The sequence below is a fragment of the Blastococcus sp. SYSU D00868 genome (assembly GCF_054050575.1).
Map to the genome: position 1 here is coordinate 12,836 of NZ_JBJGZO010000022.1, position 20,899 is coordinate 33,734.

Annotated in this window: 22 protein-coding genes, 2 pseudogenes and 1 riboswitch; of the genes and pseudogenes, 16 read left to right on the forward strand and 8 right to left on the reverse strand. The window is 76.9% G+C overall.

Features of this window, described 5'->3' with window-relative positions:
• Positions 1–2 precede the first annotated feature (2 nt).
• The 5 genes from ACI79F_RS17285 to ACI79F_RS17305 are packed head-to-tail and all read left to right on the forward strand — an operon-like array spanning position 3 to position 4,690.
• Entirely contained in the window at positions 3–521 is a 519-nt protein-coding gene (locus tag ACI79F_RS17285) for a YbaK/EbsC family protein (RefSeq protein WP_456544822.1), read from the forward strand.
• Positions 518–1,108 (forward strand): GNAT family N-acetyltransferase, encoded by a 591-nt coding sequence (locus ACI79F_RS17290; protein WP_456544823.1) that lies wholly within the window; start codon positions 518–520, stop codon positions 1,106–1,108. Before ACI79F_RS17285 ends, ACI79F_RS17290 begins: the two co-directional genes overlap by 4 nt.
• Positions 1,105–2,757 carry a phytoene desaturase family protein gene (locus ACI79F_RS17295; protein WP_456544824.1) on the forward strand — a complete coding sequence of 551 codons (1,653 nt, stop codon included), beginning with the start codon at positions 1,105–1,107 and terminating at the stop codon, positions 2,755–2,757. Before ACI79F_RS17290 ends, ACI79F_RS17295 begins: the two co-directional genes overlap by 4 nt.
• Positions 2,754–3,566, forward strand: a complete 813-nt coding sequence (locus tag ACI79F_RS17300) for a carotenoid biosynthesis protein (RefSeq protein WP_456544825.1) — start codon at positions 2,754–2,756, stop codon at positions 3,564–3,566. The genes ACI79F_RS17295 and ACI79F_RS17300 overlap by 4 nt, the downstream gene beginning before the upstream one ends.
• Complete coding sequence (locus tag ACI79F_RS17305) at positions 3,563–4,690, forward strand: glycosyltransferase (protein ID WP_456544826.1); 1,128 nt, start codon at positions 3,563–3,565, stop codon at positions 4,688–4,690. Before ACI79F_RS17300 ends, ACI79F_RS17305 begins: the two co-directional genes overlap by 4 nt.
• Here the strand turns inward: ACI79F_RS17305 and ACI79F_RS17310 are convergent.
• Positions 4,666–5,067, reverse strand: a complete 402-nt coding sequence (locus ACI79F_RS17310) for a VOC family protein (RefSeq protein WP_456544827.1) — start codon at positions 5,065–5,067, stop codon at positions 4,666–4,668. The two genes, ACI79F_RS17305 and ACI79F_RS17310, sit on opposite strands and share 25 nt — an antisense overlap.
• Before the next feature lie 51 nt (positions 5,068–5,118).
• Between ACI79F_RS17310 and ACI79F_RS17315 the strand changes: the two genes are divergently transcribed.
• Entirely contained in the window at positions 5,119–5,775 is a 657-nt protein-coding gene (locus ACI79F_RS17315) for a flavin reductase family protein (RefSeq protein ID WP_456544828.1), read from the forward strand.
• A gap of 103 nt (positions 5,776–5,878) precedes the next feature.
• Here the strand turns inward: ACI79F_RS17315 and ACI79F_RS17320 are convergent, their stop codons facing one another.
• From ACI79F_RS17320 to ACI79F_RS17330, 3 genes are all read right to left on the reverse strand, one after another.
• Entirely contained in the window at positions 5,879–6,856 is a 978-nt protein-coding gene (locus ACI79F_RS17320) for a carbohydrate kinase family protein (protein ID WP_456544829.1), read from the reverse strand.
• 66 nt (positions 6,857–6,922) lie between these two features.
• Entirely contained in the window at positions 6,923–7,597 is a 675-nt protein-coding gene (locus ACI79F_RS17325; RefSeq protein WP_456544830.1) for a CDP-alcohol phosphatidyltransferase family protein, read from the reverse strand.
• Between the two features lie 61 nt (positions 7,598–7,658).
• The gene (locus ACI79F_RS17330; RefSeq protein WP_456544831.1) at positions 7,659–8,105 is read right to left on the reverse strand and encodes a nuclear transport factor 2 family protein; all 447 of its coding nucleotides are present in this window, start codon (positions 8,103–8,105) and stop codon (positions 7,659–7,661) included.
• Positions 8,106–8,167: 62 nt separating this feature from the next.
• On the opposite strand from ACI79F_RS17330, the gene ACI79F_RS17335 reads away from it, so the two are divergent.
• Positions 8,168–8,806, forward strand: coding sequence for a hypothetical protein (locus ACI79F_RS17335; RefSeq protein ID WP_456544832.1), 639 nt, complete (start codon positions 8,168–8,170; stop codon positions 8,804–8,806).
• Here the strand turns inward: ACI79F_RS17335 and metF are convergent.
• Positions 8,799–9,764, reverse strand: coding sequence for a methylenetetrahydrofolate reductase [NAD(P)H] (metF, locus tag ACI79F_RS17340; protein WP_456544833.1), 966 nt, complete (start codon positions 9,762–9,764; stop codon positions 8,799–8,801). The two genes, ACI79F_RS17335 and metF, sit on opposite strands and share 8 nt — an antisense overlap.
• A gap of 206 nt (positions 9,765–9,970) precedes the next feature.
• On the opposite strand from metF, the gene ACI79F_RS17345 reads away from it, so the two are divergent.
• Genes ACI79F_RS17345 through ACI79F_RS17355 form a run of 3 tightly spaced genes read left to right on the forward strand, consistent with a single transcriptional unit; the run spans position 9,971 to position 13,635 of the window.
• Positions 9,971–11,116 (forward strand): polyprenyl synthetase family protein, encoded by a 1,146-nt coding sequence (locus ACI79F_RS17345; protein WP_456544834.1) that lies wholly within the window; start codon positions 9,971–9,973, stop codon positions 11,114–11,116.
• Between the two features lie 15 nt (positions 11,117–11,131).
• Positions 11,132–12,685, forward strand: a complete 1,554-nt coding sequence (crtI, locus tag ACI79F_RS17350; RefSeq protein ID WP_456544835.1) for a phytoene desaturase family protein — start codon at positions 11,132–11,134, stop codon at positions 12,683–12,685.
• Positions 12,682–13,635 (forward strand): phytoene/squalene synthase family protein, encoded by a 954-nt coding sequence (locus ACI79F_RS17355; RefSeq protein ID WP_456544836.1) that lies wholly within the window; start codon positions 12,682–12,684, stop codon positions 13,633–13,635. The genes crtI and ACI79F_RS17355 overlap by 4 nt, the downstream gene beginning before the upstream one ends.
• Here ACI79F_RS17355 and ACI79F_RS17360 read toward each other — a convergent pair.
• From ACI79F_RS17360 to ACI79F_RS17370, 3 genes and pseudogenes are all read right to left on the reverse strand, one after another.
• A pseudogene (locus ACI79F_RS17360) lies at positions 13,632–13,940 on the reverse strand (hypothetical protein); the annotation flags it as partial. The gene ACI79F_RS17355 and the pseudogene ACI79F_RS17360 overlap by 4 nt on opposite strands.
• Positions 13,838–14,203: a lycopene cyclase domain-containing protein gene (locus tag ACI79F_RS17365; protein ID WP_456544837.1), complete on the reverse strand. Its 366-nt coding sequence runs from the start codon at positions 14,201–14,203 to the stop codon at positions 13,838–13,840. The pseudogene ACI79F_RS17360 and the gene ACI79F_RS17365, both read right to left, overlap by 103 nt.
• A 40-nt stretch (positions 14,204–14,243) precedes the next feature.
• Complete coding sequence (locus ACI79F_RS17370) at positions 14,244–14,567, reverse strand: Rv2175c family DNA-binding protein (RefSeq protein ID WP_456544838.1); 324 nt, start codon at positions 14,565–14,567, stop codon at positions 14,244–14,246.
• Between the two features lie 13 nt (positions 14,568–14,580).
• Between ACI79F_RS17370 and ACI79F_RS17375 the strand changes: the two are divergent.
• From ACI79F_RS17375 to ACI79F_RS17400, 6 genes and pseudogenes are all read left to right on the forward strand, one after another.
• A pseudogene (locus ACI79F_RS17375) lies at positions 14,581–15,099 on the forward strand (alpha-hydroxy-acid oxidizing protein); the annotation flags it as partial.
• A gap of 73 nt (positions 15,100–15,172) precedes the next feature.
• The gene (locus ACI79F_RS17380) at positions 15,173–15,769 is read left to right on the forward strand and encodes an alpha-hydroxy acid oxidase (RefSeq protein ID WP_456544839.1); all 597 of its coding nucleotides are present in this window, start codon (positions 15,173–15,175) and stop codon (positions 15,767–15,769) included.
• Positions 15,756–15,841, forward strand: a riboswitch (ZMP/ZTP riboswitch). It overlaps the preceding gene by 14 nt.
• Before the next feature lie 29 nt (positions 15,842–15,870).
• Entirely contained in the window at positions 15,871–17,325 is a 1,455-nt protein-coding gene (locus ACI79F_RS17385) for a glycine hydroxymethyltransferase (RefSeq protein WP_456544840.1), read from the forward strand.
• 179 nt (positions 17,326–17,504) lie between these two features.
• Positions 17,505–19,490 (forward strand): Stk1 family PASTA domain-containing Ser/Thr kinase, encoded by a 1,986-nt coding sequence (pknB, locus tag ACI79F_RS17390; RefSeq protein ID WP_456544841.1) that lies wholly within the window; start codon positions 17,505–17,507, stop codon positions 19,488–19,490.
• 8 nt (positions 19,491–19,498) lie between these two features.
• Positions 19,499–20,422: a deoxyribonuclease IV gene (locus ACI79F_RS17395; RefSeq protein WP_456544842.1), complete on the forward strand. Its 924-nt coding sequence runs from the start codon at positions 19,499–19,501 to the stop codon at positions 20,420–20,422.
• Between the two features lie 185 nt (positions 20,423–20,607).
• Entirely contained in the window at positions 20,608–20,805 is a 198-nt protein-coding gene (locus tag ACI79F_RS17400; RefSeq protein ID WP_456544843.1) for a (2Fe-2S)-binding protein, read from the forward strand.
• Positions 20,806–20,899 lie beyond the last annotated feature (94 nt).

Genomic DNA, 20,899 nt, shown 5'->3' on the forward strand with positions numbered 1-20,899 from the left:
GCATGCCAGCCGCCGACTCCCCCCGGGTCGCCGAGGTCGTCCGCCGGCTCCGCGCGGCCGGCGCGACCGGAGAGGTGCGGGAGCTCCCCGACAGCGCCCGCACGGCCGCCCAGGCCGCGGCCCAGCTCGGGGTCCCGGTCGGCGCGATCGCCAACAGCCTGGTGTTCGACGTCGGCGGCGGCCCGCTGCTCGTGCTCACCAGCGGCGCCCACCGGGTCGACACGCAGCAGGTCGCCCGGCTGCTCGGCGTCCCGGAGGTCCGGGTCGCGCGGCCCGACTTCGTCCGCGAGCACACCGGCCAGGCCATCGGCGGCGTCGCCCCGGTGGGCCACCCCGCGCCGATCGGCACGCTCGTCGACGTCGAACTGGCCCGCCACGCGCAGGTGTGGGCGGCCGCCGGGCACCCGCACACCGTCTTCCCCACCACCTACGACGAGCTCCTCGAGCTCACCGACGGCACCCCCGCCGAGGTGGGTCCCGGCCCGGCGGAGATGCCCCGCACCGAGGCGGTACAGGCATGACCACCACCCCCGCCACGCGGGTCGCCCAGCTGCCGACCGCGTGGATCCGCGACCACATGCACGAGGCGCTGGCCATCTACGGCGCCGCGATGGGCTACTCCTCCTCGGTGGTCGCCGGCCGCTACGGCTACGCCATCCAGCACACCGAGCGGCCCGGCTTCCGCGCCGTCGGGGCGTTCGCCGCCGACGCCGACGGGGAGCGGCTGGTCGGCTTCGGCTACGGCTACGAGGTCGCCCCCGGGCAGTGGTGGCACGACCAGGTCCGCGCCGCGCTGGACCGGCGGACGGCGAAGCGCTGGCTGCCCGGCGCCTTCGAGGTCTGCGAGCTGCACGTGCACCCCGACACCCAGAGCCGCGGGCTGGGCCGGCAGCTGCTGCACGCGCTGGTCGCCGACCTGCCCAACCCGGCGGCGCTGCTGTCCACGCCGGACGCCGACACCAAGGCCTTCCGGCTGTACCACGCCGACGGCTTCGTCGACCTGGCCCGCGGCCACCACTTCCCCGGCGACGCCCGCCCCTTCGCGATCCTCGGCGCCCGCCTGCCGCTGCATCCGCGTCCTGCCGCCGCGCCGAACGACCGGGTGTGAACCCCGCCGACCGCCTGCCCCGGACCGTCGCCCGGGACGCCGTTGTCGTCGGCTCGGGCCACAACGGGCTGGTGGCCGCCTGCTACCTGGCCCGCGCCGGGCTGGACGTCGAGGTCGTCGAGCGCGACGAGGTGCTCGGCGGCGCCGTCTCCACGGTGGAGCGCTGGCCGGGCGTGCGGGTCGACCGCGGCTCGAGCGCGCACGTGATCGTGCGGCACAGCGGCATCGTCGAGGAGCTGGACCTGGCCGTGCACGGCCTGCGCTACGTCGACTGCGACCCGTGGGGCTTCGCCCCCGCCCCGGCACCCGGCGACCCCGGCCCGGACGGTCGGCCGCTGGTCCTCTCCGTCGACCTGGACGCCACCTGCGCCTCCATCGCGGCGGCCTGCGGGCCGGCCGACGCCGACGCCTACCGCCGGTTCGTCGCCGAGTGGGGGCCGCGCAGCCGCGCCGTCGTCGCCTCCTTCGCCGGGCCGCCGAGCCCCGGCCGCCTGGTGCGGGCCTTCTGGCCGCTGGGCGCCCCGCGCGACGGCCGGCCCCGCACCCCCGGCGGCGAGCTCGCCGTCGACTTCCTCGGCTCCGGCGACGCGCTGCTCGACCGCTGGTTCACCAGCGAGCGGCTCAAGGCGGCGCTGGCCTGGTTCGGCGCGCAGTCCGGGCCGCCGATGAGCGAGCCCGGGACGGCGGCCATGGTCGGCTGGGTCGCGCTGCTGCACGACGTCCCGCCCGGCCACCCCGTCGGCGGGTCCGGCGGGCTGACGGCGGCGCTGCGGCGGCGGCTGGAGGCCGACGGCGGCCGGGTCTCCCTCGGCGACGCCGCCGAGCGGCTGCTCGTCGAGGACGGCCGGGTCGCCGGGGTGGCGACGGCGTCCGGGCGCGAGCTGCGCGCGCCGGTCGTGGTCGCCGCCTGCCACGTGCTGGTCACCCGCGACCTCGCCGGCGACGCCGCTCCCCCGGCGCTGGCCGCCGCCGCGCCGCCGCTGGGCAACGGCTTCGGCCTGGTGCTGCGGGCGCTGACCGACGCCCCGCCGGCCTATCCCGGCGTCCCGGCCGAGGCGGCGCTGGGCGGCCTGCAGCTGCTGTGCACCGACCGGGCGCAGCTGGCCGCCGCGCACGGCGACTTCGCCGCCGGCCGGCTGCCGCGCGAGCCGGTGCCGCTGGCGATGTGCTTCTCCGCCTCCGACGACACCCTGGCCCCGCCCGGGCGGCACGTGGTCACCGTGTGGGGCCAGTGGTACCCGTACGCCTTGGCGGGCGGCGCCGACTGGGACGCGCTGGCCGCGCCCGCGGCCGAGCAGCTGGTGGCGGCCGTCGACCGGTACGCCCCGGGCTTCGCCGGCTCGGTGCGCGAGCTGTACGTGCAGACGCCGGTCGCGCTGGAACGCGAGCTGTCGCTGCTGCGTGGCAACGTCATGCACGTGGAGATGGGGCTGGCGAGCATGTTCTCGCTGCGGCCCACCCCGGCGCTGGCCGGCCAGCGGGTGCCCGGCCTGCCCGGCCTCTACCTGGCCGGCGCCTCCACGCACCCCGGCGGCGGCGTCTCCGGCAACTCCGGGCGGACGGCGGCGCGGCTGGTGCTGGCCGACCGCGGGCCGCTGGCGCGCGGGCGGCGGGCGCTGGCGGGCCTGGCGGCCCGGGCGCGCGGGTGAGCGCCGTCCGCGCCGAGCGGGTGCGCGCCACCGGCCCGCGGGCGGTCGTCCCCTGGGCGCTCGTCGCCCTCCTGGTGCTGACGGCGATCTCCTACCCGCTGACCGACGGCGCGGCCCGCACCGCGGTCAGCTGGGCCATCGTGCTGCTCGCCGCGGCGCTGTCGGTCGTCCACGCGGCGCTCAGCCGCGGCGCCCGCACCGGGCTCGGCGTGCTGGCGGTCGTCGCCCTGGCCGCGGTGGGGTTCGAGTCGGTCGGCCTGGCCACCGGCTTCCCCTACGGCGAGTACACCTACAGCGACGACCTGGGCCCGACCCTGCTCGGCGTCCCGTTCCTGGTGCCCCTGGCCTGGCTGATGATGGCCTGGCCGAGCCTGCTCCTCGGCGACCGGCTGACCCGCGGGGGGCGGCCGGGCCGGCGGCGGGCGGCGCGGGTCGCGGCCGCGGCCGCGGTGTTCGCCGCGTGGGACGTCGTCCTCGACCCGCAGATGGTGCAGGCCGGCTACTGGACCTGGGCGCACCCCTCCCCCGGCCTGCCCGGCATCGACACCGTGCCGCTGACGAACCTGGCCGGCTGGCTGCTCGCCGGGCTCGTGCTCATGGCGCTGCTCGACGTCCTGGTCGCGCGGACGGCGACGGCCCCGCGCACCGGCGACGGCGCCCCGCTCGCGGCGCTCGCCTGGATGACCCTGGGCGGGGCGCTGGCGCACGCCGGCTGGCTCGACCTGCCCGGCTCGGCCGCGTGGGGCGTGGTGCTGGCGGTGCCGGTGCTCGCCGTGCTGGCGGTGCAGGCCGCCCGGTCCCGCCGGTGAGCGGTCGGGTCGTCCGCGGGCTGTCGGCCGCCGCGGTGGCCATGGCGGCGCACGCGGCGGTCAACGTCCGGCTGCTGCGCCGCCCGCCGGAGCGGCACCCGCCCGTGCTGCGCCCGGTCGCCGTCGTGCTGCCGGTGCGCGACGAGGAGCGGCACGTCGGCGAGTGCCTGGCCGCCGTGCTCGCCCAGCGGGGCGTGCCCGACCTGACCGTCGTGGTGGTCGACGACGGCTCGGTCGACGGCACCGCCGACGTGGTGCGCGCGGTCGGCGACCCGCGGGTGCGGCTGGTCGCCGCCCCGCCCCCGCCGCCGGGCTGGCTGGGCAAGCCGCACGCCTGCGCGACCGGGGCCGCCGGGGTGCCGGCCGACCCCGACGGGGTGCTGGTGTTCCTCGACGCGGACGTGCGGCTGTTCCCCGACGCGATCGCCCGCGCGGTCGCCGTCCTCGACGCGCACGGGCTGGACCTGGCCTCGCCGTGGCCGCGGCCGCTGGCCGGCACCCTGGCCGAGCGGCTGGTGCAGCCGCTGTCGCCGTGGCTGTGGGCGACGACGCTGCCGCTGCGGCTGGCCGAGCGCTCCCGGCGGCCGTCGCTCACCGCGGCCAACGGCCAGTTCCTGGTGATGACCGTGCCGGCCTACCTGGCCGCCGGCGGGCACGCCGCCGTCCGCGGCGAGGTCCTCGAGGACGTCGCGCTGGCCCGCGCGGTCAAGCGCGCCGGCGGGCGGGCCGTGCCGGTCGCCGGCGCCGAGCTCGCCGCGTGCCGGATGTACGAGGGGTGGACGGCGCTGTCGGCCGGCTACGCGAAGTCGCTGTGGGCCGCGGTCGGCGGCTCCCCCGCGGCGAGCGTCGCGGCGGCGGTCGGGCTCAGCGCCGTGGGCGTCGTCCCGGCGGTCGCGGCGCTGCGGGGCTCGCGCGCCGGGCTGCTCGGCTACGCCGCCGCGGTGGCCGGGCGCGCGGTGAGCGCCGCGGCGACCGGCAGCCGGGTGTGGCCCGACGCCCTCGCCCACCCGCTGTCGCTGCTGGCGTTCGACCTGCTGCTGGCCCGCTCGGTCGCCGGGCACCGGCGCGGCACGCTCAGCTGGCGCGGCCGGGCCCTCGGTCAGTCGCCGGGCTCCTCCAGGTAGACCAGCCCGTTCCCGTCGGGGTCGAGGAACGAGAACATCGGCGGCGCGCCCTCCAGGTGCAGCACCTCCTCGTTGTGCAGCACCACCCCCGCCTCCCGGATCCGCGCGTGCGCGGCCTCGGCGTCCGGGGTGCCCAGCCGGATCGCGACCGGGATCTCGCCGTCCGGCGGGAGGAGCACGATCCCGACCGACGAGCCGGGCGGCACCACCTCGACGATGCGAGCCCCCGGCCAGGGCTCGGCGTCGATCCGGACCTCGCAGCCCAGGACGCCGGTGTAGAAGGCCAGGGCCTCGTCCTGGTCGCGGACCGGCACGGAGACGCTGATCACCCTCGTCGTCGTCATGCAGCAGGGACGGCGGGCGCGGCCGGAACTCATCGGCGCCACCCCGCCGCCCCGGGCCCGGGACCGGTCGCCGAGGATGACCCGGTGACCGCGCAGCCCTCCCCCGACCGGACCGTCTTCGACCCCGCGGAGATGGCGGGCCGGTCGTTCTACCGGGTGCTCAACTCGGTGGTGGTGCCCCGGCCGATCGCCTGGGTGTGCAGCCGCTCGGCCGAGGGCGTGCACAACCTGGCGCCGCACTCCTTCTACACGGTGGCCTGCGTGGAGCCGCCGGTCGTGCAGTTCACCTCGGTGGGCCGCAAGGACTCCCTGAACAACGTCGAGGCCACCGGCGACTTCACCGTCAACCTCACCCCCGAGCCGCTGTTCGAGCAGGTCAACGCCACGGGTACCGACTTCCCGCCGGACCAGAGCGAGGCCGAGCACGCGGGGGTGCACCTGGAGCCCAGCGAGCGGGTGGCGGCCATGCGGGTCGCTGAGTCCCCGGTGTCGATCGAGTGCACGCTGCACTCCACGATGCGGCTGGGCGACAGCACGGTGGTGTTCGGCCGGGTGCAGCTGATCAGCGTCCACACCAGCGCCGTGCGCGACGGGCGCCCGCGGATCGAGGAGCTGCGGCCGCTGGCCCGGCTCGGCGGCAACGAGTGGTCCACGATCGGCGAGGTGCTGGAGATCGCCCGGATCCCCTACCGCCACTGGGCCGAGGACCCGGCGATCGGCGAGCGCGTCCGCGGGGACTGACCAGGCTCCTCCCGCCGTCCTCCCTCACCGCGGCGCGTCCTCCCTCACCGCACACCCTGAGGGAGGACGCTCCGGGATCAGGTCACCTGATCCCGGCGGGGGCTCAGGCCGGCAGGTGCTCCGCGATCTCGGCGGCCGCGTCCGCGCCGAAGGCCTCGGCGAAGCGGGCCAGGAACGGCTCCCGGTGCAGCTCGTACTCCTGGGTGCCGATCACCTCGACCGCCTCGGTCGCCACCGCGGAGCCCAGCTGGGTGGCCCGCTCGACCGACAGCCCCCACGCCCGGCCGGCGATGAAGCCCGCGCGCAGCGCGTCCCCGCCGCCCGTGGGCTCGACCGGCTTGGTCTCGGGGACCGCCTTGACCTCGATCGGGTCGGCGCCGGCCGAGCGGACGAGGACGCCGTCGGCGGCGCGGGTGGTCACCCACAGGCCGACGCGGTCGAGCACCTCGGTGTCGGTCCAGCCGGTCTTCTGCAGCAGCAGGGCCGCCTCGTACTCGTTGGTGAACAGCAGCTCCGCCCCGGCGACCAGGTCGCGGATCATCGCGCCGTCGGCCCAGGCCAGCTGCTGGCTGGGGTCGGCGGCGAAGGCGTAGCCGCGCTGCCGGCACTCCTGCGTGTGGCGGACCATCGCCGTCGGGTCGTTGGGGCCGATGACGACCAGGTCGAGCGGGCCGACCCGGTCGGCCACCGGCGCGAGCTCGATCTCGCAGGCCTCCGACATGGCGCCCGAGTAGAACGAGGCGATCTGGTTGTTCACCTGGTCGGTCGTGCAGACGAACCGGGCGGTGTGCTTCAGCTCCGACCACCGCACGCTGCCGGTGTCGACGCCGTGCCGGTTCAGCCAGGCCTCGTAGTCGGCGAAGTCGCTGCCGACCGCCCCGACGAGGACCGGGCCGACGCCGAGCAGGCCGAGGCCGTAGGCCATGTTGGCGCCGGCGCCGCCGCGGTGCTGCACGAGGTCGTCGACGAGGAACGACAGCGAGACGTTCTCCATCTGGCCCTCGACGAACTGCTCGGTGAACTTCCCCGGGAAGGTCATGAGGTGGTCGGTGGCGATGGAGCCGGTGACGGCGACGGGCACGAGCGCTCCTCGGCTGGGAGACCAGCGCCGGCGGCGCGGGATCGGGCCCGTCAAGAGTAGGAGAACTCAGTCGGTCAGGGAGCGGCGGATGCCCACGCCGAGCTGGACGACGGCGACCGCGCCGAGCAGCGCGCCCACCGCGGCGCCGGCCGTGACCACCGCCGTGACCACCGCCGCGGCCCCGCCGGACCCGGCCGCGGCGATCACCCCGGCGCCGCCCAGGGTCATCCCGGTCATGGCCACCCGGGTGGGGCGCTCCCACACCGAGATGTCCCCGGTCTCGGCGACCCCGGCCTGCCCGGCGCGCGCCCGGAGGTAGTCGGGCAGCCAGCACAGCGCCCCGAACACCGCGGCGAGCCAGCCCGGCGCGCCGGCGACCCACAGCGCGGCCGCGTACGCGGCCTCGGTGAGCCGGTCCACCGCGGAGTCCAGGACGTAGCCGCGGCGCGAGGCCCGGCCGGTGGCGATGGCGAGCGCGCCGTCGAGGGAGTCCAGCAGCCCGGAGAGGCCGACGAGCAGGCCGGCGGCGACGAGCCAGCCGCCGCCCGCGGCCGCCGGCCCGACCGCGGCGACGGCGACCAGCAGCCCGACCGCGGTCGCGACCACAGGCGGGAGCCCGGCCACCGGGCGGGCCAGCGCGTAGGCCGCGCTCAGCCACCCGCGGACCAGCCGGTTGCCGGCCGGATCGGTCCCGCCGTGCCACCGCGACCACGCGGCGAGGTACTCCTCGCGGCTCAGCACGGCACCCGGTCCACGGGGGCAGTCCACCAGCCGGCGGCCCGGCCCGCGACCAGCGGGGCGCTCAGTCCCGCCGCCCGCCGCCCATCGCCGTGTCCGGCCGGATCCAGTCCGTCGACACCAGCCGGTGCGCGATCAGCCACTCGTCGCCCACCGGCACGAACGTGTCGCGGTACCGGCCGGTGTGGTCGAGCCCGCGCTCGGTGACCACGGTGAAGTACGACGCGGTCGTCACCTCCTCCGGCGACACCGCGGTGAACCGGGTGTTGGTCAGCAGGTGGCGGACCAGCCGCCGCACCCCGGGGTCCACCGGCGGCGCGCCGGCGACCCCGCCGATCAGCTCCCGGATCTCCGCCCGGCCCGTGGCCGTGGCGCCGCCGCGCAGCTGGAGGACCCCGTCGGGGGTGAACGCCGCGGCCAGCTCCTCGGCCCGCCCGGCGTCGCCGGCCCAGTTGTAGCGCGCCAGCGTGTCCCGGACCCGCTCCCGGGCGACCAGCTCCCACGTCTCCACGCGCCGGTCCTACCACCCACCCGCCGCATGACCCGTCGCCACGCGTGGGTAGGGCACCGGCCATGGCCCCGCCGAACAGTGATGCCGCCGTCGTCGACGTGCTCCGCCGGGTCGACCGGCTGACCGGTCCCCTGGTGCGCCGGCTGGGCCGGCCCGCGGACCTGCCCTGGACCGAGCGGGACATGTGGTGGGCCGACCGGGTCTCCCGGTTCGCCGCCCTGGTCTCCGCCGCGCCCCGCTTCGCCGGCAAGCTCGCCGACCTGCTGCCGCTGCAGAACACGGTCGGCTCGGCCGCGCAGGCCGTCGTCGTCCTGGGGGTGGCCGGCGAGCACCGCATCGAGGACCCGGCCGAGCGGGTGTCGCTGCTGGCCCGGGTGCTGCTGGACCGCGACCTGCCCCCGGACCGGGTCCGGCCGCTGCTGGAGCGCACCCGCGGCACCTACACCGAGGCGGCGCTCGGCGCCCGCGACGAGCGCGCCGGCATGCGCGGCGCGGCGCGCACGCTGTGGCGCGCCTCCCGGCTGCTCGGCCGCATCGACGACGCCCTCGACGCCCGCCCGAAGGGCCGGCTGGGCGCCCGGGCGCTGTCCAACATCCCGGTGATCGGCGTGCTCGGCGGCTACGCGGCCGAGCGGGAGGCCCTGCGGCGGGCCGCGGCGCAGGCGGCCGGGCTGGCGGCCCGGCGTGCGCCGGTCAGCTGACCGCGACCCCCGCCGCTCGGCTCCGCTGCAGGGGCCCGCGGCGAGCCTGCGAGTCGTGGGGGGCAGCGGGGTCCTCCGTGAGGTTGGCGAACACCTCACGGGTCGCCGTGGACCGGTTCATGGTGATGAAGTGGATGCCGGGCACCCCCTCGTCCAGCAGCGTGCGGCACATCGCCGTCGCCACCTCGACGCCGAAGGCGCGCACCGCGGCCTTGTCCTCGGGCCGGTCGCCGTCGAGCTCGGCGAACCGGGCGGCCAGCTCCTCGGGGAAGGCCTGCCCGGACAGCTGCACGATCCGGGCGATCTGCCGGGCGTTGGTCACCGGCATGACCCCGGCGATGATCGGCACGTCGCAGCCGGCGGCGGCGACCCGGTCGCGCATCCGCAGGTAGTCCTCGGTGCGGAAGAACATCTGGGTGATCGCGTAGTCGGCGCCGGCCCGGCACTTGGCCACGAAGTGCGCGACGTCGGAGTCGAAGTCCGGCGACCGCGGGTGCCGCTCCGGGAAGGCCGCGACGCCGACGGAGAAGTCGCCCATCGACCGGATCAGCTCGACCAGCTCCGCCGCGTAGCTCAGCCCCTCGGGGTGGGCCACCCACTCGGCCTGCGGGTCGGCGCCGGGCGGGTCGCCGCGCAGGGCCAGCAGGTTGCGCACCCCCGCGGCGGCGAGCCGGCTGACCACGTGCCGCAGCTCGGCGACGCTGTGGTCGACGGCGGTCAGGTGGGCCAGCGGCGTCATCGTCGTCTCGGTGGCGATCCGCTCGGTGACCGACACGGTGCCCTCGCGGGTGCTGCCCCCGGCGCCGTAGGTCACCGACACGAACGAGGGCTGCAGCGGCTCCAGCCGGCGCAGCGCCGTCCACAGCTGCTGCTCGCCCTCGGGCGTCTTCGGCGGGAAGAACTCGAACGACCACGTGGGCGCGCCCTGGGCCAGCAGCTCTCGGACGGTCCGGGTCATGGCTGTGCAGGATACGGCGGCACCTCCCCGCGCCCGGCCCGGCACGGGTGCATCCGCCGGGTGCGGCCGACGCGAAGAGCCGACGGCACCGGCACGAGGAGGCCCCCGGCATGACCCCGCACCCGCTCCCCCGCCCCGACCGGCAGCGACCGGGCCCACGGCGCCCGGCCCAGCAGCGCCCCACCCGGTGGGGCGATACTGATCCGGTGATCACCGGGGCGGAGCGCCGCCAGCCCGCGCCCCCGCCGCCGGTCCCGCTCAGCAGCGCCCCGCTCGAGCGGGCCGACCTGCCCCGCATCCGCAGCGCGGTCGCCGCGGCGCTCACCGGCTTCCTGGAGGAGCAGCGCGCCGTCCTCACCGGCATGGACCCGGTCCTCGGGCCGGTCGTCGACGAGGTCACCGCGGTCGCCGACGGCGGCAAGCGGCTGCGCCCGGCCTTCGCCTACTGGGGCTGGCGCGGCGCGGTCGAGACCGTCTCCGGCCCGGCCGAGGACGACGCCGCCGTGCTGCGCGCGGTCGCCGCGCTGGAGTTCGTGCACGCCAGCGCCCTGGTCCACGACGACGTCATGGACGGCGCGCTCACCCGCCGCGGCCGGCCGGCCACCCACGTCGGGTTCGCCACCCGCCACGGGGACGACGGCCTGGCCGGCGACGCGGGGACCTTCGGGGTCGGCGCGGCCATCCTCGTCGGCGACCTGGCGCTGGTGTGGTCCGACGAGCTGCTGCGCCGCTCGGGCATCTCCGCCGCCGCCCTGGCCCGCGCCCGGTCGGTGTGGGACACGATGCGCACCGAGGTCACGGCCGGCCAGTACCTCGACCTGCTGCGTGCCGCGGGCGGGCTGCCCGGCGCCCAGGGCGCGCTCACCGTCGCCCGCTACAAGAGCGCCGGCTACACCGTGCAGCGGCCGCTGCAGCTCGGTGCCGCGCTGGCCGGCGCCGGGCCGCGCGCCGCCGAGGTGTACACGGCGATCGGGCTCCCGCTGGGCGAGGCGTTCCAGCTGCGCGACGACGTCCTCGGCGTCTTCGGCGACCCCGACGTGATGGGCAAGTCCGCCGACGACGACCTGCGCGAGGGCAAGCGCACGCTGCTGGTCGCGCTGGCCGAGGAGGAGGCCGACGACGCCGGCCGCCGGCTGCTCACCGAGTGCCTGGGCAACCCCGACTGCGACGCCGCCGACCTCGACGCGCTGCGCGCGCTCATCGAGACCACCGGCGCCCGCGCCCGGGTGGAGCAACGGATCGGCGAGCAGACCGCGCGTGCCCGCGCGGCCATCGCGGAGGCGCCGATCGCCGAGGAGGCGCGCGCGGCCCTGGACGCGCTCGCCGTCGCCGCGACCTCCCGCACCGCCTGACGGCCGACGAGCACCGTGCGAGTCGTTCCCGGGCGCACCGACCGCGTCGTCGTCGTCGGCGCGGGCCTGGCCGGGCTGTCGGCCGCGCTGCGGCTGCGCGGCGCCGGCCGCGAGGTCACCGTCGTCGAGCGCGGCCCCGGCCCCGGCGGGCGCGCCGGCGTGGTCGCCGGCCGCGGCTACGTCCTGGACACCGGCCCGTCGGTGTTCACCGCGCCGGAGCTGGTCGCCGACACCCTGGCCGCCGTCGGCGAGAAGCTGGACGACCGGCTCGAGCTGGTCCCGCTGACCACCTCCTACCGGGCGCAGTACGCCGACGGCTCGCACCTGGACGTGCACGCCGACCCGGACGCGTTCGCCGCCGAGGTGGAGGCGCTGTGCGGACCGGCCGAGGCCGCGGCGCTGCGCCGCTACCTCGCCGACCTGGCCGAGCTGTACCGGCTGCAGCTGCGCACCTTCATCGACCGCAACCTCGACACCCCGCTGGACCTGCTCGGCCCCGAGCTGGTCCGGCTGGCCCGCCGCGGCGGGTTCGGCCGGCTGTCCCGGCACGTCGAGCGGCACTTCACCGACGACCGGCTGCGCCGGCTGTTCAGCTTCCAGGCGCTCTACGCCGGCGTCTCGCCGTACCGCGCGATCGCCGCCTACGCCGTGATCGCCCAGCTCGACATCGGCGCCGGCGTCTGGCACCCGGTGGGCGGCATCGGCGCCGTCCCCCGCGCCCTGGCCGGGGCCGCGGCCGACGCGGGCGTCGTCCTGCGGTACTCCACGCCGGTGCGGCGGCTCGACGTGACCGGCCCCCGGGTCACCGGTGTCGTGCTGGACGACGGCGAGCGGCTGCCGGCCGACGCCGTCGTCGTCACCGCCGACGCGCCGCACACCCTCGTGCCCGGGCTGCGCGGGCCCCGCCGGCCGGTGTACTCGCCCAGCTGCGTGGCGCTGCACCTCGGCGTCCGCGCGGAGCTGCCCGGCTCCGCGCACCACACGATCAGCTTCGGCGACTCCTGGCGGCAGGTGTTCGACGAGCTGACCCGCGACGGGCGGCCGATGAGCGACCCCAGCCTGCTGATCAGCATGCCGTCGGTCACCGACCGCTCGCTGGCGCCCGGCGGCGGCCAGGTGCTCAGCGTGGTCGCGCCGACGCCGAACCTCGACCCGCGCAGCGGCGGCAACCCGTCCATCGACTGGACGGCGCTGGCGCCCCGCTACCGCGAGGAGCTGCTGGCCACCCTGGAGGCGCGGGGGTACACCGGGGTCTCCGACACGATCGAGGTGGAGCACGTGGACACCCCGCTGACCTGGGCCGCGCAGGGCATGGCCGCCGGCACGCCGTTCGCGCTGGCGCACACCTTCGGCCAGACCGGGCCGTTCCGCCCGCCGACGCTGCCGCGGCGCGGGCCGGAGAACGTCGTGCTGGCCGGGTCGTCGGTGCAGCCGGGCGTCGGCGTCCCCATGGTCGTCATCAGCGGCCGGCTGGCCGCGGAGCGGATCACCGGACGGACCCCTCCTGGGCGACACCGCACTCCTGCACGGCGCAGGAGTGCGGCATCGCCCGGGGAGGGGGTGGCATGACGCTCGTCGAGCCCCCGCCCACCCGGGAGCAGCAGCAGGCGCAGCTCACCGCCGCCTACCGGCACTGCGCCGCCGTCGCCGCCGAGCACGGCAAGAGCTACCACCTGGCCACCCGCCTGCTCACCGCCGAGCGGCGGCCGGCCGTGCACGCCCTGTACGCCGCCGCGCGCACCGCCGACGACCTCGTCGACCACCCCGGCGCCGACCCCGAGCGCGACCTCGGCGACTGGTCGCGGGCGGTGCTCGCCGAGCTGGAGGCCGGCTGGTCGGCCGACCCGGTGCGGCTGGCGCTGGTGCACACCTACCGCCGGTACGCGATCCCGGTCGAGCACCTCGTCGACTTCCTCGCCGCCATGACCAGCGACCTCACCGTCACCGGCTACGCCGACATGGACGCCCTCGACCGCTACATGTGGGGCTCGGCGTCGGTGATCGGCCTGCAGGTGCTGCCGGTGCTGGGCACCGCGCCCGGCGTCCTCCGCGAGGAGGCCGCGCCGCACGCGATCGCGCTGGGCGAGGCCTTCCAGCTCACCAACTTCTGCCGGGACGTGGCCGAGGACGTCGACCGCGGCCGGGTCTACCTGCCCGCCGACCTGATGGCCGCGCACGGCGTCACCCGCGAGCAGCTGGCGCAGCGGCGGCACGACGCCCGGTTCGAGGCGCTCATGCGGGAGATGGTCGCGATCGTCCGCCGCCGCTACGACGACGCCGCCCCCGGCACCCCGCTGCTCGCGCCCGAGTCGCGGGACTGCGTGCGGGCCGCGACCGCCCTCTACGGCGGGATCCTCGACGAGATCGAGGAGGCCGGCTACCGGGTGCTCGACCGGCGCGTGCGGGTGTCGAGGCCGCGGCGCCTGGCGGTGTTCGCCCGCCGGTTGACCGCCGCCCAGCTGGCCAGGGTCAGGGTGACCATGGCGAAGCCGAAGAGCAGGTCCTCGACCGGGGCGTAGGCGATCCGCGGTCCCCAGACGGCGCGCTCGTCGTAGGTGACGACCTCCAGCCCGGTGAGCACGCCGTTCATCAGCAGCTGGAACGTCACGATGATCGCGTAGGCCACCCAGAACACCCGGCGGGTCACCATGCGGGTGCGGTACACGAGCAGGTCGACGACGAGGACGGCGACGACGGCCGCCACCGCGAGGGCCGAGTAGCTCACCGGGCGACCTCCGCCGGCCGGGGGTCGGCCTCCTCGGCCGGGTAGCCGGCGTCCCAGCCGGTCACCCGCCGCACGGCCTCCAGCGCCAGCACCGAGCACAGCGGGACGACGAGGAAGAACAGCACCTCCTCGACCGGGATCCCGCCGGGCAGGCGGACGTCGAGGGTGAGCTCCGCCGAGTAGTCCCAGTGCCCCTGCGCGATCGCGTACAGCACCCACACCACGAAGACGGCGAACTCCGGCAGCACCGCCACCAGCAGCCGCCGCCAGCGGGCGTAGACCCGCACCCGCAGCACGACCTCCAGCGGCGCGGTGACCACCAGGCACCCGGCGAGCAGCGCCAGGTACGTCAGGGAGCCCACGCGACCAGCTTCGGCCCGCCGCCCCGGCGCGGATGCACGCTCAGAACGCCAGGGCCTGGGCCCGGCGCGTCACCTCGGTGTGCCGGTCGCCGCGCAGCGCGTCCACCGGGGTGCCGGGCAGCGTCTCGTCGGCCCGGAACAGCCACTCGAAGACCTCCTCGTCCCGGAAGCCGCCGTCCTTGAGCACCGTGATCAGCCCGGGGAGGTGCTTGAGCACCTGGCCGTCCTGCAGGAAGTCCGCGGGGATGCGGCTGTTGCCGCTGCCGGGCACGGCCATCAGCTTGTGCTCGCGCAGCAGCTGCCGCACCCGGTTGGGCGAGACGCCCAGGACCTCGGCGACCTCCGCGGGGGTGAGCGTCTCCATAGGCTCCGAGCCTATGGCGCGACCTCCGGACGGACCCACCCCGGACCCCGGGTCCGTCACCCGCGCCCTCGGCGGCCCCGGCGCCCCGACCCGGCGCCGCCGCGGCGAGGAGCTGCCCGACGACGCGGGCGCCCGCCCGGAGCCGCTCGACCTGCCCGCGCTGGAGGCCCGCGCCCGGGAGCTGCTGCCGGCCGACGTCGCCGACTTCTACGCCGGCGGCGCCGAGGGCGAGGTCACCCTCCGCGAGGCGACGCCGGCCTGGCGGGCGTGGCGGCTGCGGCCGCGGGTGCTCACCGGCGTCGCGGCGGTCCGGCTGCGCACCACCCTGCTCGGCGCGGAGGTGGCCACCCCGGTCGGCGTCGCGCCGTGGGCCTACCAGGCGCTGGCCCACCCCGACGGCGAGCGGGGCACCGCCCGGGGCGCGGCCGCCGCCGGCGCGCTGATGACCGTCTCCACCTCGGCGACCACCGCCCTGGCCGACGTGGCCGCCGTCGAGCCCGCCGGGCCGCGCTGGTTCCAGCTGTACCGGCTGCACTCCCCCGCGCACACCGACGACCTGGCCCGCCGCGCCGGGGACGCCGGCTACCGCGCCCCTGGTCCTCACCGTGGACCTGCCGGTGTTCGGCCGGCGCCTGCGCGACCTGGCGTCCGGCTTCGCCCTGCCCGCCGACCTGCCGCTGCCCAACCGGCCCGGCGGGGCGGTCCCGGCCGCGGACAGCCCGGTCTGGACCCTCGCCGACGTCGAGCGGTTCGGCCGGCTCTCCGGACTGCCGGTCGTCGTCAAGGGCGTGCTGCGCGGGGACGACGCGGCCCGCTGCGTCGACGCGGGCGCCGCGGCGGTGTGGGTGTCGGCGCACGGCGGCCGGCAGGCCGACCCCGTGGTCGCCACCGCCGACGCGCTGCCCGAGGTGGTCGCGGCGGTCGGCGGCGCGGCCGAGGTGTACGTCGACGGCGGGATCCGCGCCGGCTCCGACGTCCTCACCGCGCTGGCCCTGGGCGCCCGCGCGGTGTTCGTCGGGCGCCCGGTGATCTGGGGGCTGGCCACCGGCGGGGCCGACGGCGTCCGGGCCGTGCTCGAGGGGCTGACCGCCGAGCTCGCGACCACGATGACGCTGTGCGGGCTCGGCGACGTCCCCACCATCCCGAGGGAGACCGTGGTCCGGTCCCCCCTGCTGCCCGGTAGCATCGCCGGCGGGCCGTGACTGGCGCATCGAGGTGGGACGAACCACCGGGGAGCGGCCTGCAACCCCCCGCCGGGCGCCTGGGCACCCACTCCGACGAGACCGCCGCGCAGGAGCCCGCCATGACCCACGCCACCCCGTTCGACGCCTCCGCCGCCAGCACCGCCTACCGGGCCGCGCTGGAGGTCATCTCCTCCGTCGAGCCCCGCGTCGCCGACGCGATCAGCAGCGAGCTGGCCGACCAGCGCGCCTCGCTCAAGCTGATCGCCAGCGAGAACTACGCCAGCCCGGCGGTGCTGCTCACCATGGGCAACTGGTTCAGCGACAAGTACGCCGAGGGCACCGTCGGGCACCGCTTCTACGCCGGCTGCCAGAACGTCGACACCGTCGAGGCGCTCGCCGCCGAGCACGCCCGCGAGCTGTTCGGCGCCCCCTACGCCTACGTGCAGCCGCACTCGGGCATCGACGCCAACCTCGTCGCCTTCTGGGCCGTGCTGGCCACCCGGGTCGAGTCCCCGGCCCTGGAGCGCGCCGGCGTCCGGCACGTCAACGACCTCACCGACGAGGACTGGACGACGCTGCGCCGCGCGCTGGGCGACCAGCGGATGCTCGGCATGAGCCTGGACGCCGGCGGCCACCTCACCCACGGCTTCCGCCCCAACATCAGCGGCAAGATGTTCGCCCAGTCCTCCTACGGCACCGACCCGGCCACCGGGCTGCTGGACTACGACGCCGTCCGCGCCCGGGCCCGCGAGTTCAAGCCGCTGATCATGATGGCTGGCTACTCCGCCTACCCGCGCCGGGTGGACTTCGCGAAGATGCGCGAGATCGCCGACGAGGTCGGCGCGACCCTCGTCGTCGACATGGCGCACTTCGCCGGGCTGGTCGCCGGGAAGCTGTTCACCGGCGACTTCGACCCGGTGCCGCACGCGCACGTCGTCACGAGCACCAGCCACAAGTCGCTGCGCGGTCCGCGGGGTGGCTTCGTGCTCGCCCAGCCCGAGTACGCCGACGCCGTGGACCGCGGCTGCCCCATGGTGCTCGGCGGCCCGCTGCCGCACGTCATGGCCGCCAAGGCCGTCGCCTTCGCCGAGGCCCGCCGGCCGGAGTTCGCCGGCTACGCCCGGGCCGTCGCCGACAACGCGAAGACGCTGGCCGAGGGCCTCGCCCGCCGCGGCGCGACGCTGGTCACCGGCGGCACCGACAACCACATCGTGCTCATCGACGTCTCCGGCTTCGGGCTGACCGGCCGGCAGGCGGAGTCGGCGCTGCTGGACGCCGGGATCGTGACCAACCGCAACGCCGTCCCGGCCGACCCGAACGGCGCCTGGTACACCTCCGGCGTCCGGATCGGCACCCCCGCGCTGACCAGCCGCGGCTTCGGCGCCGCCGACTTCGACCGGGTCGCCGAGCTGATCACCGACGTCCTGGCCGCCACCAGCCCGACCGCCACGCGCGACGGCAGCCCGTCCAAGGCCAGGTACGCCATCGACGAGGGGCTGGCCGACAAGACCCGCGCCGCGGCCGCCGAGCTGCTCGCCGCCCACCCGCTCTACCCGGGCCTCGACCTGAGCTGAGCACGGCCCGGATCAGGTGACCTGATCGTGGCGCGTCCTCCCGCACCGCACACCGTGAGGGAGGACGCGCTGCGGTGAGGGAGGACGGCGGCGGGACCGGTGGGACTGCTGGTCCGACCGGGACCGACTCCGGCGCGTGCAGGGCCGGAGCGGCGCCCGTCGCTCCTACACTCGACCGCGTGGACACCGCCGTGACCGACCCCGTGGTGGGGCTGGTCCTCGAGGGGCGCTACCGCCTCGAGGAGCGGCTCGCCCGCGGCGGCATGTCCACCGTCTACGCCGCCACCGACCTGCGGCTGGACCGCACCGTCGCGGTCAAGGTCATGGCCGAGCACCTGATGCACGACCCGTCGTTCGTCGACCGGTTCACCCGGGAGGCACGCGCGGCGGCGATGCTCAGCCACCCGAACGTCGTGTCGGTCAGCGACCAGGGCAGCGACCAGGGCCTGGTGTTCCTCGTCATGGAGCTGGTCCGGGGCCGCACGCTGCGCGACCTGCTGCAGGCCCGCGGCCGGCTGACCGTCGCCGAGGCGTTCGCCGTCCTGGAGCCGGTGCTGTCCGGGCTGGCCGCCGCCCACCGCGCCGGCATCGTGCACCGCGACATCAAGCCCGAGAACGTGCTGATCGGCCTCGACGGCGTGGTCAAGGTCGCCGACTTCGGGCTCGCCCGCGCCGTCGCCGGGACCGGGCAGACCAGCCACACCGGCGGCGTGCTCATCGGCACGGTCGCCTACCTCTCCCCCGAGCAGCTCGAGCGCGGCAGGTCCGACGCCCGCAGCGACGTCTACGCCGCCGGCATCGTGCTGTTCGAGATGCTCACCGGGCACCCGCCCTACGGCGGGGACACCCCGCTGGCCGTGGCCTACCAGCACGTGCACCACGACGTCCCGACGCCGTCGGAGGAGGTGCCCGGGCTGGCGTGGCAGGTCGACGAGCTCGTCGCCCGCACCACCCGCCGCGACCCCGTCGTCCGGCCGCTGGACGCCGGCGCGTTCCTGGCCGACCTCGAGGACGTCCGGAGCGACGTCGGCATCCCCCGGGTGCCGGTGCCGACCGGCCGCAGCTCCGCCGGCCCGGACACGCTGCGCCCGACCAACCGGCCCCGGTCCACCGCGCCCCAGCGGCACCCCAGCTCCCCCGGCGACGGCACGGAGGTCCTCGGCGGCAGCAGCCGGCCGCGGGGCTCGCGGACCAGCATGATGCCGGGCATGGGCGCCGGCCCGACCACCGACGTGGCCGGCGCGCGCCCCACCCCGCCGCGGCCCCGCCCCGGCGTGCCCGACCACATCCGCCGCCGCCGCGCCCGCCTGGCCGTCGCCGTCGTCGTCCTGCTCGCGGTCACCGTGGGCGCGATCGGCTGGTGGTTCGGCTCCGGCCGCTGGACGACGGTCCCCGACCTGGGGGGCCTGGACCAGGACGCCGCGATCGGCCAGCTGCAGGAGGCGGGGCTGGACCCCGACTGCTGTGAGGAGGTCTTCAGCGAGGACGTGCCGGCCGGCGAGGTGATCTCCGCCGACCCGGCCGACGGCGACGCCATCCGCGGCACCGACGTCCGGCTCACCGTCTCCAAGGGCCCCGAGCGGTTCTTCGTCGACGCGGCGTGGGCCGGCCAGACCATCGAGGACGTCCGCGCCGCGCTCGACGGCGTGCCGGTGGCCGTCACCGAGGTCCCCGACTACGACAACGAGGTCCCCGCCGGCCACGTCACCGGCTTCGACCCCGCGCCCGGGACGCCGATGCCGCGCGACTCGGCGCTGACGGTCTACGTCAGCCGGGGCCCGGAGCCCGTCGCCGTCCCCGCGGTGGTCGGGCAGCCCGCGGACGACGCCGAGGCCACGCTCGAGCAGCTCGGCTTCAGCGTCGAGCGGACCACCGGCCGCAGCCCCGACGTGGAGACCGGCGAGGTCATGGCCGTCTCCCCGGGCACCGGCGAGGTGATCCCCTACGCGAGCACGGTCACCATCCAGGTGTCCGAGGGCCTGCCGCAGGTCGAGGTCCCCGACGTGCGCGGCATGGACGCCGACGAGGCCACCGCCCAGCTGGAGGCGCTGGGCCTGCAGGTCGAGGTGGACACCTTCATCGCGGGCTCGACCGTCCGCTACCAGAACCCCAGCGGCGGCACCGTCGCGTGGGGGACGACGATCAGGCTGCTGGTCACCTTCTGAGGGAGCACGTGCGCACACCCCGTGTCGCGCCGCCGGTCGGCGCGCACATCCAGATCAAGGGCGGCCTGGCCAAGGGCGGCCTGCCGTACACCGACGCGACCGGCGCCCGCGCCGTCCAGGTGTTCGTGGGCAACCCGCGCGGCTGGAAGCTGACCGCGGGCGACCCGGCCCAGGACGCCGCCTTCACCGCCGGGTGCGTCGAGCGCGGGGTCCCGGCGTTCGTCCACACGCCGTTCCTGGTCAACGTCGGCTCGCCCACCGAGGCGACCGTCGAGGCCTCGATCGCGAGCATCGCGCACAACCTGGCCCGCGGGGCGCAGCTGGGCTGCGCCGGGGTGGTCGTGCACGCGGGCTCGGCCGTCGGCGAGGACCGCTACGACGCCGCCCTGCGCCAGCTGCACGAGCGGCTGCTGCCCGTCCTGGACGCCGCCCCCGCCGACGGGCCGCGGCTGCTGATCGAGCCCACGGCCGGCGGGGGGAGGTCGCTCGCGGCGACGGTCGAGGACCTCGGCCCGTACCTCGCCGCCCTGGACATGCACCCGCTGGTCGGCGTCTGCTTCGACACCTGCCACGCCTGGGCGGCCGGGCACGACCTGGCCGCCCCCGGCGGCATGACGGCGACCCTCGACGCGCTGGAGGCCGCCGTGGGCCCCGGCCGGCTGGGCCTGGTCCACGCCAACGACTCCCTCGACGGCTGCGGGTCCAAGCGGGACCGGCACACCACCATCGGCGCCGGCGAGATCGGGGCGGCCCCGTTCGCGGAGCTGCTGGCCCACCCGTCGACGTCCGGCGTCCCGGTCGTCGTCGAGACCCCGAGCGAGGCGGACGGGACGCCGTGGGGCGGGCACGCCCGCGACATCGCGCTGCTGTGCGCGCTGCGCGACGGGACGGCCGTCGCCGCGGGCCCGGCCGAGGACGACGCCGCGGCCTGAGGGCGAGACCGCGCAGGACCACACTCCTGCACGGGGCGATGTGGCTCTCCTGCACGGGGCGATGTCGCTCTGTCATACCCGCGGACGACGTGCTCCCGGATTCCTCGCCGGTGAGCCTTGGCACACAGGCAAGGCTCGGCTAACTTAGGGGCGCCTTCCCGCTGCACCACCCCGAGGAGCGCGCCGTGTACGTGTGCATCTGCTACGCCGTGACCGAGACCGAGCTCTCGGGCGTGATCGCGGCGGGCGCGCTCAGCGAGGAGGAGGTCGGCGACGCCTGCGGGGCCGGCACCGGCTGCGGCAGCTGCCTCGACCGGATCTGCGACCGGCTGAGCGCCGGAGCCCCGTTGCACGGCCTCCAGCTGGCCGCTCCGGCGGCCTGATCGGCGCAAAAGCGCAGGTGAGGCTACCCATGGCAAGGGTGGCCTGAAGAGGTGGCACCCCCGCGGCTCCGGCTAGCCTCGTGGCAGCCGGACC

What these genes read in the sequence shown, in the direction of transcription:
- ACI79F_RS17370 (WP_456544838.1), bottom strand. Translation starts at nt 14,567, where the DNA reads ATGGAGACGCTCACCCCCGCGGAGGTCGCCGAGGTCCTGGGCGTCTCG.
- metF (WP_456544833.1), bottom strand. Translation starts at nt 9,764, where the DNA reads ATGACCCGGACCGTCCGAGAGCTGCTGGCCCAGGGCGCGCCCACGTGG.
- ACI79F_RS17290 (WP_456544823.1), top strand. Translation starts at nt 518, where the DNA reads ATGACCACCACCCCCGCCACGCGGGTCGCCCAGCTGCCGACCGCGTGG.
- ACI79F_RS17385 (WP_456544840.1), top strand. Translation starts at nt 15,871, where the DNA reads ATGACCCACGCCACCCCGTTCGACGCCTCCGCCGCCAGCACCGCCTAC.
- ACI79F_RS17310 (WP_456544827.1), bottom strand. Translation starts at nt 5,067, where the DNA reads ATGAGTTCCGGCCGCGCCCGCCGTCCCTGCTGCATGACGACGACGAGG.
- ACI79F_RS17335 (WP_456544832.1), top strand. Translation starts at nt 8,168, where the DNA reads ATGGCCCCGCCGAACAGTGATGCCGCCGTCGTCGACGTGCTCCGCCGG.
- ACI79F_RS17355 (WP_456544836.1), top strand. Translation starts at nt 12,682, where the DNA reads ATGACGCTCGTCGAGCCCCCGCCCACCCGGGAGCAGCAGCAGGCGCAG.
- ACI79F_RS17285 (WP_456544822.1), top strand. Translation starts at nt 3, where the DNA reads ATGCCAGCCGCCGACTCCCCCCGGGTCGCCGAGGTCGTCCGCCGGCTC.